Below are 14530 nucleotides of genomic sequence, written 5' to 3'. Positions count from 1 at the left end.
CGTTTTGATTCAGGAATCTGCTCTCGTGGCTTTGGAGCTGAAAAATCCACACAGTGTAATGGCGGCTCTGCAGACCCGTCCCATTGATGTCACCGAGATTCGTCTCACGGCTGGTTCCGCGCAGGGGAGTTGGGGAGATGTTGCCGACGAAGCACGCAGTCAGCGGATTCCCGTCGTGATCAAAAAATCAGCGCCCCAGAAGATGAAACGCCGTCAGGCCGAAGATCAGGGACGCCGCACCGCGGGCTCGGTCGCCCTGGTCAAACCCCGTACCCCATTTGTGCTCAATGAACTCTTTCCGGACTCTGGTCAGGAAACAGGCGGACTCTGGCTGGCGCTGGATTGTATTCAGGACCCGCACAACATCGGTGCTATTTTTCGAACGGCTGCGTTCTTTGGTGTTCGCGGGATTGTATTGACCAAAGACCGTTCTGCTCCCATCAATGCAACCGTTTACGATGTTGCGTCCGGGGGCATGGAAGCGGTGCCGTTTGCCGTCGAAACCAATCTGAGCCGGTCGATGACCCAGGCCAAAGAAACCGGTGTCTGGATTATGGGAACCTCAGAACATGCCGAAGAAGATGTCTCCGTTTATTCCCAGGATCGCCCGTGGATGGTCGTGATTGGCAATGAAGAGAAAGGACTGCGCCGCCTCACGCTGGAACAGTGTGATGTGGTGACCCGTCTGACCCCCACCGGTATCGTAGATTCCCTGAATGCTTCTGTGGCAGCAGGCATCATGATTGCGCGTTTTTCTCCCTTCGGACCCGGTACAAAATAAGTTTCTGAATCAGTCGCGTATGATTTTCCTGCACGAACGGGTTGATTCTGTAAAATGTCTATAATCGTTACAAGCTCCGTTTCAGGTAGCGATTATAGCGGTTTTATGCTTTTTGGTCTGAGCCTGTCTGTCACCGGTCCCCATTGGGCTTCCTGCAGCCTGCAGATTATTTTGGTTGTACGAGAAATACCTGCTTATAATGCATTGATATGCAGGCATCGATCCGGATTCGAACCTTTCGAACACGAATCCCTGGAATTCATTTCGGATTTCCAGCGAAACGAATGCTACATTGAAGGTACAGGTTACGGGAACTCCGTCTGACAGGCGCGGGCGTCTGCCAGTAGAACGTGGGTTCCACCGAACAAAATCAATGCAGGAAAATTAATCGTGACAAATTATTTAGTGACCGGCGGCGCTGGATTTATTGGCTCTCATCTGGCGACACGTCTGATTAAAGACGGTCATCGTGTACGCGTCTTCGATAACTTGAGTACAGGCGCACTGCATAATCTGGAACATATAAAAGACGATGTTGAGTTCGTGCAGGGAGATCTGCGGGATCTGGCAGCCGTCGAACAGGCCACCGCTGGTGTAGAGATTGTTTTCCACCAGGCCGCGCTGGCTTCTGTTCCCCGTAGCGTGGAACATCCTCTCGATACACATGAAGCCTGCGTGACCGGAACGGTTCATGTTCTTGATGCCGCCCGCCGTTCTGGCGTGCAGCGCGTTGTCTATGCCGGCTCCAGCAGTGCGTATGGCAACCAGGAACAGATGCCCAAGCATGAAGGCCAGACTCCCGAAGTTCTGTCACCTTATGCCGCTGCGAAACTGGCAGGCGAATTATACTGTCAGGCGTTTGCCAATTCCTATGACCTGGAAACGGTCCGTATTCGCTACTTTAATGTCTTTGGTCCCCGCCAGGATCCCAACAGTCCTTATTCGGCTGTCATTCCCCTGTTTACTTCCGCGTTGCTGGAAGGACGCCGCCCCATGATCTTTGGTGATGGTCTGCAGTCTCGCGATTTCACATTCGTGGACAATGTGGTTCAGGCAAATATTCTGGCGTCCCAGGCACCGGCGGACAAAGTCTCCGGAAACGTTTATAACGCTGCCTGTGGCAGTTCGTTGAATCTGATCGATCTGTTGAAATTCATCTGTAACCAGTTGGACAAACCATACGATCCTGACTTTCAGCCGGCGCGTACAGGCGATGTCAAACATTCCTGGGCAGACATTTCTGCCGCACAACGTGACCTCGGTTACGAACCTGTTGTAGAAATCGAAGAAGGACTGCGGAAAACCATTGACTGGTACGCAGGCTCGACCAGTTCTGAATCCAAAAAATGCCTGGGCGGCTGTTAATCAGTCAGCCCGCGGCTTTCAGAAAATTTTATCACTTCGATTTTTGAATTAATGCATTTGCAGAGTAAATAGATCAGGACCCGCTGTCGTGAATACAGACTTTCAACCTCTGGATCAGCAATCCGATTTCGCCATCGATGGAATGGAAGAGAACGCAGAAGTGAACTCTTCCGGTCCCGGTGTCGATATTGTAAGGCTTCTGCTGCGCAATAAATACCTGCTGGTTTTAGGACTGGCGACCGGACTGCTGCTCGGGCAGGCAGCGTATATGAAGCTCGGCCCGATCTTCTCTGCAAACACGAAAATTCAGGTCTCGCAAAAAAACCCGGTGCCGATCAAGGATGGGGAAATCCAGACTTTCGGTGAACTCACGGCACATATCGATGTCATCAAGAGCCCGCGAATTGTGGGTGAAGCAGTTAAAGAAGCCAAACTGAATCAGCTTTCTACACTGGCAGGTGAAAAAGATCCGACCCAGGATATTATCGATTCCCTGAAAGTCAAACGAATTTCCGGTAACGACCGCGCGTTCCTCAACATCCTGACGCTTACCTATGAAAACCCGAATGCCAAAGATGCCCGGCTTGTCACACAAGCGGTCGTCGATGCCTACAAGCGTTATCTGCATGAAGTCCGCGAGGAAAACACCGAAGACATCATTCAGCAGTTGAAGCAGGCTGAGAAGCAGATTGCCACCGAACTGAAACTGAAGAAAAGTGAATATCAGAAGTTCCGCGAAAATGCGCCGCTGTACTGGGAGAGTACACCTGGATCTGAAGCGGCAGTGGCCGGCAGTACCAACGTGCACCAGGAACGGGTCAAAGCAATCGATAACGAACGCCGTCTGAACCTGCTGAAACTGACCGAACTCAAATCAAAAATTGATTCGCTCAAAGCCGCGATTGCCAGTGGTGAATCTAAAGAAACGCTTGAGCTGTTGGCCCAGCAGTTTCTCATGGGACAAACGCGTGGGCAGGCTGCCAACGGTAATACCAGCGAAGGTCAGATTGCCTCTCCGGGGACAAGTCAGGTCGACCGTGCCCGCACCGCATTAGAAACACATTTGATGCCTCTGTTGATTCAGAAGAATCGACTGGAACGCGACTTTCAGAAAAATCATCCTGACCTGGACGCCGTGAATCGCAGCATCGAAACGATCATCAATCTCTATCGTCGCCAGGGACTCGATATTTCTGCAGACAATCTGGAGTCTGGTGAATTTCAGGTTGCAAAGACCAAAGACGTGGATTTCGTGAATGTCTATCTCAAGTCTATGGAACAGCAGCTGAAAGAACTGGAGAACCGGGAACTGGAACTGACAAAAATATTTGACCAGGAAACCGAACTGGCCAAAAAAGTCGGTGATTTTCAGGTGGTCGATCAGTCTTACAATGAAGAAATTGCCCAGCTCAAATCACAACGGGATAACATTTTCAAACAGTTACTCGTCGAAAAAGTTTCACAAGGCAATAGTGGTTACACGCTGACTCAGCTCGCGCCTGTGAAAGATGAACTGGTCATTAAACGCCAGCTCAAATTCCTGATGGCAGGTGCTGGAGCAGGGCTGGGACTGATCCTGGCATTCTCCTACTTCCGTGAAATGCGGGACACCACCATGAAATCTGTCGACGAAATTCGTAATCAACTGCATCTGCCCATCCTGGGAGAAGTACCTTCGTTCGCTGAAAGTGATGCTGTCGTTGATGACAGTGAATTTGCCCCCGCGCTGTGGTACTACTATCGCCCCGCTTCACGCGAAGCAGAGTCGTTTCGTTCACTGCGCACATCTCTGTTATTAAAAACAGATCGCAGCGGTGCGAAAGTTCTGCAGATGACCAGTGCCGAACCCGGAGATGGGAAAACCACCTCGATTTCCAACCTGGCGCTGGCGATTGCTCAGACAGGTAGAAAAGTTCTGATTATCGATGCCGACCTCAGGCGGCCTACCATTCATAAACTGTTTGGACTCGCCAATTCGATTGGCCTCGGAGATGTTCTGAATGGTGAGATCGATGCGCAGACTGCGATTCGGGAAACCCGCGTCACTCATCTTTCGATTCTGACAGCAGGTATGTTGCCTGAAAATCCGTCCGAAATGCTGATGTCTCGAGGATTCTCGGAACTGGTAAAACAGCTGCGAAATGAATACGACTATATTCTGATTGATACGCCACCTCTGGTGGTTGTCAGCGATCCCTCGGTGATTGCTTCCATCGTTGATGGCGTATTGCTGGTCGTTCGCATCGACAAGAACCGTCGAGGAGTGATCCGCAAGGTACAGCAGATTATTCAGACCAATGGGATCAAAGTGACGGGGCTGCTTGCGAACGGTGTCCAGTCCGGAAAATTTGGCGATTACGACTACGGTTCAGGGCCTGGATACAGCGACTATTATATCGTCCCTCCGCAGGTACAGACAAAACAGGCAGATGCTCCTGCGAAGACGAAACTCACCCATTAAACCGGATTCGAGTTTCTGCAGAAAAACCTGGATTATTCCAGCTCAATGTCCAGTTCTTCAATCTTACGATACAGGCTGGACAAGCCAAGCTTTAACCGCTTGGCGGCTTCCCGTTTATCCGTGCTGTCTTTCAATACGCGTGTGATATGCATTCGTTCGTAATGTCGCAGCGCCAGTCGCAGGTCGTCTACATCTGGTAACGGCGGCTCGTTCTGATGCAGTTCCGGGGGCAGATCGTTCAGGCAGATCAGCGTTTCGTCACACATCATCACAGCGCGTTCGATGGCATTATCCAGCTGCCGGACATTGCCTTTCCATTCTGCAGACATCAGTGTGCGAATGGTTTCACTGGTAGCTCCCGTGACACGTTTTCCCATTTTACGGGAATGCTTGGAGATGAAATATTCCACCAGTTCCGGAATGTCATCAACGCGTTCCCGCAATGCGGGAATATGGATTTTCATACCGTCCAGTCGATAAAACAGGTCTTCTTCGAATTCCCCTGACTTGACCATTTCGGTCAGGTCCTGGGTTGTTGAAGCAATGAGTCGCACATCGACTTTCACAGGCTCGGCGCTCCCCAGAGGGAGAATCTCGCCGTATTCAATTGCCCGCAACAGTTTGCCCTGCGTTCCCAGTGGCAGTTGCGAGATCTCATCCAGGTACACGGTTCCGCCATCGGCATTTTTAAAGACGCCAATCTGCTCGGAGGCGGGGTACTGCAGCGAACTGTTGGCCGACCCAAAGAGTTGAGACTCGAGCAGTTCGATCGGTCGCATGCCGCAGTTGACGGCCAGGAAGCGTTGTTCGCGGTTCGGTCCATTCGAGTGGATCGATCGGGCAAACAGCTCTTTCCCCGTTCCCGATTCACCAGACAGCAGCACATTAGAATTGGTCGCTGCAATTTTTCGAATCGTGCTTTGCAGTTTCTGCAGCGCTTTACTGCTGCCTACCACTTCTTCAATTCCCGGACTGCGGGCCAGTTCCCTTCTTAAGATCTGGTTCTCATAGAATATTTTCTGGTACTCGAACAGGCGGTTCAACTTATGAGACAGATCGTCAAAAATGACGGGTTTGACCAGGTAGTCAAAGGCACCCGCTTTGAAGGCAGAGATCGTGTTTTCGACGGTCGCATAAGCCGTGATGATCAGCACGAAGATACTCGGCTTGATATTCTGCAGGCGCCGCAGAAGTTCGATGCCATCTCCATCCGGCAGCTGCACGTCACAGATCGCGACGTTAAAATCCCGATCGCGGGCCAGTTCCAGCGCTCTGGCTACCGTAGAAGCCTGCATGGTTTCATATCCTTCACTGGTGAGAAATTCTGCCAGCGAAGTCCGAATGACTTCTTCATCTTCGACAATCAGTACGGATCGATTGAGTTGCACGTTGGAGTTCGTCCTCTTCTTCATTCAATTCAGGTCGTTACAAATTTGATTTCTTTTGCCGGTCCGGGAGGAATATCTGCTGCTCCCTGTAACTCCTCACAATTCAGGGAGACTATGAACCGGGCACCATCTTTTACCGTATCATCAATTTCAATTGTACCGGAATTGGAGTGTTCCAGGATATTTTTACACACAAACAGGCCCAGCCCCGTTCCTTTAGCCTTGGTCGTGAAATAGGGTTGAAACAACCTCGCTTTATCTTCTTCACGGATACCTTCTCCGTCGTCATGAATCGAAATCACGATTTGTCCCCCGCGGGCTTCGGTGGTAATTTCGATCGATTCACCTTCTTCTGTTGCATCCATCGCATTCAGGATCAGGTTCAGGAACACCTGCACCAGCTGGTCACGCACGACCTGTACCACAGGCAGGTCCTCCGCAAAGCGGGTGATAATATTTTTCCCCTTTTTCCGTTTGTAATATTTTGAAATGTTCAACGATTCGGTAATCAGTTCATTGATCTGGCAGCGATTCCGCTCGGTTGTTGCCGGGCGGCTGAAATCGATCAACTCGCGAAGAATCCGTTGAATTCTTCGCAGTTGTGCGTCGACTTCATCCAGTCGTTTGTTTGTGTATTCATCATTGTTATGGCGGTTGAGCAGTTGTACGAGTGAGCTGATGCCCGCCAGCGGGTTTCCCACTTCGTGCGCAATTCCTGCTGCCAGCAGTCCGAAAGCGGCATGTTTTTCCTGCTGAACCAGCAGCGCCTGCGATTCCTGCAGGTCGCTTGTCCGACGGGCGATACGATCTTCCAGCAGTTCCTGGTTCTGCTTCAACTGCGAGTTCGCCAGCGAAAGCTCCATACTCGTGCGTTTGACCAGTTGAGAAAAGGCAATGCTCGCCCACGCGACCCAGCCCATCCAGACAATCATCAGCAACAGCTGCGAGACCCAGTCAGACGGGCGGTTGGAGAATAAAAGTGTCGAATAACTGATCAGATGCAGTCCCAGTGTCAGATACGCGATCTGTGGCGAGTGTCGAATGGAGCAGACTATCAGTGACAGCAGATAATAAAATCGGAACGGGCTGTTTAAACCGGCGTCATAGTGACAGAGCAGACCGATGAATAACGCTTCCATCACTGAAATGATCAGTGGCCATTCACCCAGAAAGACACGACCGCGAAAGCTGAAGTAGGTATCCGCCAATGCATAGATGGCACCTAATGTCAGAATCCAGTTCAACTGGGGAACCTGAATGGCAGAGCTGTTTCCGCCAAAGTTGACCAGTACATACCCGACACACAACCCGAACCAGCGAATTCGCAGCGTAATTTCTTCCGCCGGCAGCTGCCAGGTATAAGCGTCATGGTGGATGCGGGGAACGGCTGTTGAAACAGGGGCTTCCGCCGGACGATCCTGTAGCTCGTCGCCCGGTCCGTTCAGTTTCTCCACGTTTAAAGGGTCAGTCATGGTCAATATGGAAATTCTGTGTCGTGCTGCTGATTCGTTGCAAAGTAAGATTCTGACAGATTCGTGGTCCATCAATCCTGTATTGACAGTTGATCAATGCCAGGCGAGCACGCCAACGAGCGTGCGGACCATTTCGACCAACGTACCATTCCAGGTCTGATAAGACACGATATTTCATGTCCGGTAAACAGAATATGGTGGTTGATAACTGAATGCCCGATTCGACGGCGTCACGTAAATGAAGCTATACTATCACGAAACTGAAATTGATCTGCAATTACACATTCGCTATTTTGAGCGAGATGTCAGCGAATATTACTGTACAAACAGGTAAAACCAGAACCATGTGCAATTTAGTTTCACAGTCACTCTGCGCCTGGTTCGTAAAAACAAATCATATCAGATTTTAAGTATTCAAAGATATCTTGGAAAGAGTGGGACGAATTCAAGGAATCACCGTGACTCTCGTGAGCAGATCCATTTATTTCCACCGTTGATTACGTATAGAATGCTACAAAACATTGTAGACATTCAGCAGGATTTGAGATCCGAATAGATTGGGAATTTATGAAAATCGTCGTAGCGAGCTCAGAAGCGATTCCATTTGCCAAGACAGGTGGACTGGCCGATGTGGCCTCCGCATTATCGAAAGCACTGGCTGCAGAAGGGCATGAAGTCAGCCTGTTTCTGCCCTTTTATCCCCAGTCGACAGCCAGACGCGGCATTTCCTCCGACGATTTCGAACCCTGTCCTGAAAAAGTAATGATCCCTGTCGGCAGCAAGCAGGTGGAAGCCAGCCTGTTAAAGGCGTCTTTTCCCGATTCGAAAGTGGATGTTTATCTGATTGATCAGCCACGCTATTTTGATCGTCCCGAGCTCTATCATGAAAATGGACGAGATTATCAGGACAACTGTGAACGGTTCATCTTCTTCAGTCGCGCGGTGATGGAGTTCACGTCACAGCTCAATTTGCAGCCGAATATCATCCACTCCAATGACTGGCAGACCGGACTCATACCGGCACTGTTGAAAATTGAATATCAGAATCGGCCCGGATTCGAAAATACAGCCGCCGTTTATACGATTCATAATATGGCCTTCCAGGGACAGTACTGGCATTGGGACATGCTGCTGACCGGTATTGACTGGAAATACTTCAACCGGCATCAGATGGAATATTTTGGTCAATTGAATCTGCTCAAAACCGGGATTGTCTTCTCGGACATGATCACCACCGTCAGTCCTACCTACGCAAAAGAGATCCGCACCGAACGCTTCGGTTATGGTCTGAATGGCGTACTCGAATCTCACTCTGATAGACTGGTTGGTATTCTGAACGGAGTCGATACCAGTGAGTGGAATCCTGAGACCGATCCGCATCTGGCCGCCCATTATTCCGTCAATACATTGTCTGAAGGAAAAGCGAAGTGCAAAGCCGCTCTCCAGGAACGCATGGGGCTGCCCCGGAAACCGGATACCCCTCTGTTGGGTACCATCTCGCGGATGACTGATCAGAAAGGCTTCTCCCTGATTCTGGATGCGGCCGAAAATCTACTGGCGACTGACGTTCAGATGGTCTTTCTGGGAACCGGCGATCCCCGACATGAAACCGCTTTCTCTGAACTTGCGAAACGCTTCCCGGATAAAGTGGCCACATATATCGGCTTTGATGAAGGGCTGGCACACCAGATCGAGGCCGGCCTGGATCTCTTTCTGATGCCCAGCCAGTTTGAGCCTTGCGGCTTGAATCAGATGTATAGTCTGCTGTATGGGACAGTCCCCATTGTCCATGAAGTCGGAGGCCTGGCCGATTCCGTCGTGGATGCACACGCTGAGAACCTGGAGAACGGAACCGCAAATGGTTTCTCATTCTGGCACTTTGATGCGACGGTACTCTATCGACAGATGCGGCGCGCCATCGATGCATACTACGATAAGCCGCTCTGGAATCAGCTGATTCAGAATGGCATGACAAAAGACTGGTCCTGGAAACAGAGTGCTCAAAACTACCTGTCCGTCTATCAGCGTGCCAGCAGTTATCGAAATAAGAGCAGCCAGTCAGTGTCTGCCACTTCTTAGCAGGCAGTCAAACTTCTTTTATCCCTTTATGATGACGGGAATCGATGTCAGAGATCAGAACCGACCCTCTTACCGGCTTTACCACCATCTTTGCGCCGGAACGTGCCCGGCGGCCTATCAAACTTTCAGAAAATGCCAATCATTATGTCCCCACACAGGAACAGATTGACTCCGATCCGTTTGCGGAAGGAAAAGAATCCGAGACTACGCCGGAACTGTTTGCCATCCGATCTCCAGATACCAGGGCCAACCAGCCAGGCTGGAAGCTGAGAGTCGTTGCCAACAAGTATCCTGCGCTGACTCCCGTTTCCGACTCAGAAGAATATGGCGTCCATGAGGTCATTGTCGAGTGTCCCCAGTTTGAGACCCAGGTATCTCGACTCTCCCCGACACAGTTTCAGTATATGTTTCAGGCTTATCGACAGCGGGTCGCCGCCCATCGTGATGACCCCCGCATCAACTACGCGCTCGTCTTCAAAAATCAGGGGATCCTGGGCGGCGCCTCACTGGGACACGTACATTCACAACTCCTCGCCAGTCATCTGATCCCGCAGGCGCTCCAGCAGGAGGTGCAGCAGGCTCGGGAGTATCAGTCTGAGCATGGTTGTTCGCTCTTCAAAACCTTAGCGCAAGACTCAGCAGACGGATTTTCCGGACGGGTCATGTCCACCGATTATTTTGATATCATCTGTCCCTACGCCAGCCGCTTCGCCTTTGAAACATGGGTTATTCCCCAATCTCTGAAAACACACTTCGATCACTCCAGCGACCGGGAACTCGATGATCTGGCAATAATCACCCGTCGTCTTTTATTTAGTCTGGAATCGCTGCTCGGACGTCACGATCTCAATTATGTGATCCAGATGCCCCCCTATGATACCAGAGAACAGGATGGCTATACCTGGAGTCTGCGGATCTATCCGCGTCTGACTCATCTCGCGGGATTTGAACTCGCCTCCAATGCCTTCATCAACCCGGTTTATCCCGAGCACGCCATTGAGCAACTGAAACGGCAGTTGTGCTCCTGAACACATTAGACCGTCTTTCTGATTCACCCGGTTCCGGTTCGGACTACAGGGATATCACTCAGGGAAAATAGAGAGGTAAGTATCGCGTTAGGAATTGTCGCAGTTACTCAAACTGGTGAAATCTTACCTGCTTTAACAATTGACCTTCCTCCAGCGGTATTTCGAGATCGTTCGTGTCGATTTTAAGGGGACTTGGATTTTATTATCCGGAAAAGTCCTCTATGATTACAAAAAGATTGGCTTTAAGATAAGCCAGAATCGTTTCAAGTCCTGCTGGTACAGCGCTTAACGCAGGCTGCGAGGCGACCCGCCACGTATTTGATACCGTTCAGTTTTACAGCGTAATCGAAAGTTCTGTGTATCACACGGATGAAAGGATGCGGCCCATGGGCTGTCGACTTCGGCTTGTTTTGGTCATTCACAACCATCAGCCCGTTGGGAATTTTGAAGGCGTTTTTGAAGAATCCTATCAAAACAGCTATCAACCATTTCTCGACGTTTTATCAGAATACCCTGATATCCCTTTTTCTCTGCATACCTCAGGCAGCCTGATGGAATGGCTTGTCGAAGCGCATCCGGAATACATCGATCGGGTTCGCGGACTGGCGGAATCAGGGCAGGTCGAGATCCTGGGCGGCCCCTTTTATGAACCGATCCTGGCAGGCATTCCCAGATGTGACCGCATCGGACAGATTACCGCCTATTCCGACTATCTGAAAAAACTGTTTGGAACCCCGGTCCGCGGCATGTGGGTGCCGGAACGGGTCTGGGAACAGTCATTTGTCTCTGATCTGGTTGATGCCGGCATGGAATTCACCCTGCTGGATGATTCCCACTTCAGTGCTGCCGGAATTCGCGCAGATAAAATGCACGGCTACTATCTTTCAGAAGACGAAGGCCGCCTGCTCAAGATTTTCCCGGACAATGAAACACTCCGCTACCAGATTCCTTTTACCGATCCCGTAGAAACAATTCATTACCTGAAAGAGATTGCCGACCATCATCCTCATTCAGTCGTTGTCTTCGGTGATGACGGGGAAAAATTCGGCGCCTGGCCAGGTACCTACGATCACGTTTACCGCGATGGCTGGCTGAGAAAGTTTCTCGACCTGCTGCGACAGAACAGCGACTGGTTGAAAGTCACCACACTTTCGGAATCGGTCGATACCGTTTCGCCGCTGGGCAGTTGTTATCTGCCTGATGCCAGTTACCGTGAAATGAATGAGTGGGCGCTCTCTTCAGAGCGACAGTTGGAGCTGGCCGAGCTCAAAGAAAAATTTGCAGAGGCCGAAGGCTTTGATCGGCTCAAACCTTATCTGCGTGGCGGATTCTGGCGTAACTTCCGGGTTAAATACGCGGAACTCAACGAAATGTATACCCGGATGCTGCATGTCAGTAACCGTCTGCAGAGTCTGGAAGAGACCGGCGTCGACGCAGAAGACCTGCCCGCATTGCACGAAGCCCGCACCGAGCTTTACCGCGCGCAATGTAACTGTCCTTACTGGCACGGCGCATTCGGCGGGCTGTATCTGCCTCACCTGCGGAACGCGATTTACAAACATCTGATCTCAGCCGACACGCTGCTGGAGAAAATTACGCACCGGGATGCCAACTGGCTCGCAGTAGAAGTGGGTGACTTCAATCTGGATGCCCGGAAAGAGATCAGGATGGCCAGCAATCGCCTGGTCTGTTATCTCGCACCGGCACAAGGCGGGCATCTATATGAACTGGACGTGCGGGGTGCCAAACATAATCTGCTGGCGACCCTTGATCGACGTCCTGAGCCATATCACGATATCATTCGCCAGGCAGCCATTGAACAGCAGCAAGGTTCGCAGAACGGAGAGGATATCGGCAAAATTCATAATGCCGTCCGCTTCAAACAGCCCGGCCTTGAGAAAAAACTGCAGTACGATCATACCCCTCGCAAATCACTGGTGGATCACTTCTTCCAGCCAGGCGTCGACCTGGAGACCGTTATTCAGGGCGGCGGGGAAGTGGGCGATTTTGTGCAGGGAGTCTATCTCAGTTCGCTCAAACGAACCGATGAGGACTGCGAAGTACGAATGGTTCGTAAAGGTTATGTCGGTCCTTATGAAATTGAACTCACGAAAACGGTTTCCCTGGCGAAGAATGCTTCGGGCTCGCTGGAAATTCATTACGAACTTTCACATCTGCCTGCAGATGTCCCGCTGAATTTTGGCGTCGAGTTTAACTTTGCCGGCATGGCCGCCGGAGCCAGTGACCGCTATTACTACAATCATCTGGGCAAACAACTCGGCCAGCTCGAGTCAAAACTCGATCTGGAAAAAACGGACCGCATTGGCCTGGTCGATGAATGGCTGGGACTGGATGCAGCCCTGGATCTTTCCGCGCCGGCCAGTATCTGGACGTTCCCGATTGAAACCATCAGTCAGTCTGAAGGCGGCTATGAACTTGTGCATCAGAGTTCCGTGGTGATCCCGCACTGGGAGTTCGTCGCGGATGAAAATGGCCGCTGGTCTGTTACCATTACGCTTTCCATGGATACCTCGGCAGCCCAGGCCAAAGCACTCAGTGAAGCAGCCGCTTCCGGAGCATAAGCCTGGACTGTGTGGTCCTCTGGTGAAGTTCAGGAAAAGAGTTCTCAGGAAAAGAGTTCGTTGACCACTTTTCCGCCATCGACGATTTTCATCGGCCGGCCCAGCGGACTCATGTTTTCTTTGCGGGGTTCGACCTGTAACGACTGACAAATCGAACAGAACAGGTCGGTCACTTCAACCGGTCGGTCCTGGACGGCGGAACCATCTTTAGTCGAAGAGCCAATCACCTGTCCTCCTTTGACGCCACCACCGGCCAGGGCGGCTGAGAAGACGCGGGGATAATGGTCGCGACCGGCACGGGCATTGATCTTCGGCGTTCTGCCGAATTCACCCATCCAGACCACCAGAGTTTTATCCAGCATGCCCCGCTGTTTCAGGTCGGATATCAAGGCCGCCATTCCGGCATCCACTTCCTGGGCGCGCGGGGAAAGCGTTTCTGAGATATCAGCATGATTGTCCCAGCCATTGGAACGGACTTCGATAAATGTGGAACCTGCTTCCACCAGCCGCCTTGCCAGCAGGCAGCCTTTACCAAAGTTGTTCTCTCCGTATTCTCGACGCAGTTCTGCCGATTCCTGGCTCAAGTCAAATACTTTGGTTTGCGGGCTCATTACCAGCGAAGAGGCTTTGTTATAAATCTTGCTATGGTTCTTTACAACGACTTCACCGCCACGACTGGCGAATTCGGTATCCAGTCGGCCCAGCAGTCCCAGGCGTTTCTGATAGCGTTTGTCTGTCACGGTTGCTGCGACATTGTCGGGAATGTTCCCCGGATTGTTGATGTTGAATGGCTCAAAGTCCACACCCAGAAAACCGGCCCCTTCCGTTGCCCCGACAGAGACGATTGAGGGAATATCCAGTTCGCGGTCACCGATTTCACGGACAATGTTCGAACCCAGGCTCGGATGTTTCACACTCCCGGAAGGCACATACCCGGTATGCATCTGGTAGGTGGCCCGCTGGTGGTTCCCTTCTTTATTTGTCATGGAGCGAATCAGCGCGATGTCCGACATCACTTTTGCGGTGTTTTTCCAGTCTTCGGCGATTTCAATTCCGGAAACGGCGGTCTTAATCGCCTGTTTGTCACCGGCGCTCGATGTGCCTGGCTTCGGGTCAAACGTTTCAAACTGGCTGGGGCCACCGGACATCCAGAGCAGGATCATTGAACGACCCTGTTTGCGGAGTTCTTCCGCGGAGACGCTCATCAGATCATGAAAGCTCAGAGTGCCGGCTGCCAATGCTCCCAGCGAAACATTGCGGATGAAGCTACGACGCGAAAAACCGCCTCGGGTTGCCTGAACCTGCTGGTGGTGATAAAGACTCATAACGAACTCCTCATAATGAGGGGGAAATTGATTGGAAAGTAAACTGGTT

Annotated in this window: 9 protein-coding genes; 6 read left to right on the top strand and 3 right to left on the bottom strand. The window is 51.3% G+C overall.

The window, feature by feature from the left end; genetic code table 11:
- Positions 1-25 precede the first annotated feature (25 nt).
- The 3 genes from rlmB (at position 26) to GmarT_RS21085 (ending at position 4607) form a co-directional block, all read left to right on the top strand.
- Complete coding sequence (gene rlmB, locus GmarT_RS21095) at positions 26-781, top strand: 23S rRNA (guanosine(2251)-2'-O)-methyltransferase RlmB (protein ID WP_002643913.1); 756 nt, start codon at positions 26-28, stop codon at positions 779-781.
- 390 nt (positions 782-1171) lie between these two features.
- The gene (locus GmarT_RS21090; protein ID WP_002643915.1) at positions 1172-2146 is read left to right on the top strand and encodes an SDR family oxidoreductase; all 975 of its coding nucleotides are present in this window, start codon (positions 1172-1174) and stop codon (positions 2144-2146) included.
- An 88-nt stretch (positions 2147-2234) separates the two neighbouring features.
- Positions 2235-4607 (top strand): polysaccharide biosynthesis tyrosine autokinase, encoded by a 2373-nt coding sequence (locus GmarT_RS21085; protein ID WP_002643916.1) that lies wholly within the window; start codon positions 2235-2237, stop codon positions 4605-4607.
- Positions 4608-4639: 32 nt separating this feature from the next.
- On the opposite strand, the gene GmarT_RS21080 is transcribed toward GmarT_RS21085, so the two are convergent.
- Positions 4640-5995: a sigma-54-dependent transcriptional regulator gene (locus GmarT_RS21080; protein ID WP_149303203.1), complete on the bottom strand. Its 1356-nt coding sequence runs from the start codon at positions 5993-5995 to the stop codon at positions 4640-4642.
- 29 nt (positions 5996-6024) lie between these two features.
- Entirely contained in the window at positions 6025-7467 is a 1443-nt protein-coding gene (locus GmarT_RS21075; RefSeq protein WP_002643918.1) for a sensor histidine kinase, read from the bottom strand.
- Positions 7468-8034: 567 nt separating this feature from the next.
- On the opposite strand from GmarT_RS21075, the gene glgA reads away from it, so the two are divergent.
- From glgA to GmarT_RS21060, 3 genes are all read left to right on the top strand, one after another.
- On the top strand, positions 8035-9546 hold the full coding sequence (gene glgA, locus GmarT_RS21070; protein ID WP_002643919.1) for a glycogen synthase GlgA: 1512 nt from the start codon (positions 8035-8037) through the stop codon (positions 9544-9546).
- Positions 9547-9590: 44 nt separating this feature from the next.
- A complete protein-coding gene (locus tag GmarT_RS21065; protein ID WP_002643920.1) occupies positions 9591-10574 on the top strand; it encodes a galactose-1-phosphate uridylyltransferase in 984 nt (327 codons plus the stop codon).
- Positions 10575-10960: 386 nt separating this feature from the next.
- Positions 10961-13156, top strand: coding sequence for an alpha-amylase/4-alpha-glucanotransferase domain-containing protein (locus GmarT_RS21060; RefSeq protein WP_002643921.1), 2196 nt, complete (start codon positions 10961-10963; stop codon positions 13154-13156).
- Positions 13157-13200: 44 nt separating this feature from the next.
- On the opposite strand, the gene GmarT_RS21055 is transcribed toward GmarT_RS21060, so the two are convergent.
- Positions 13201-14481, bottom strand: coding sequence for a DUF1501 domain-containing protein (locus GmarT_RS21055; protein WP_002643922.1), 1281 nt, complete (start codon positions 14479-14481; stop codon positions 13201-13203).
- Between the last annotated feature and the right edge of the window lie 49 nt (positions 14482-14530).

This window comes from Gimesia maris (genome assembly GCF_008298035.1).
Classification (GTDB): domain Bacteria; phylum Planctomycetota; class Planctomycetia; order Planctomycetales; family Planctomycetaceae; genus Gimesia; species Gimesia maris.
Note: the sequence above shows the minus strand (reverse complement) of the source record. Positions and strands in the feature narration are given on the sequence as shown.

Coding starts and splice junctions, on each gene's coding strand:
- GmarT_RS21075 (WP_002643918.1), bottom strand. CDS start 7,467: ATGACTGACCCTTTAAACGTGGAGAAACTGAACGGACCGGGCGACGAG.
- glgA (WP_002643919.1), top strand. CDS start 8,035: ATGAAAATCGTCGTAGCGAGCTCAGAAGCGATTCCATTTGCCAAGACA.
- GmarT_RS21065 (WP_002643920.1), top strand. CDS start 9,591: ATGTCAGAGATCAGAACCGACCCTCTTACCGGCTTTACCACCATCTTT.
- GmarT_RS21060 (WP_002643921.1), top strand. CDS start 10,961: ATGGGCTGTCGACTTCGGCTTGTTTTGGTCATTCACAACCATCAGCCC.
- GmarT_RS21055 (WP_002643922.1), bottom strand. CDS start 14,481: ATGAGTCTTTATCACCACCAGCAGGTTCAGGCAACCCGAGGCGGTTTT.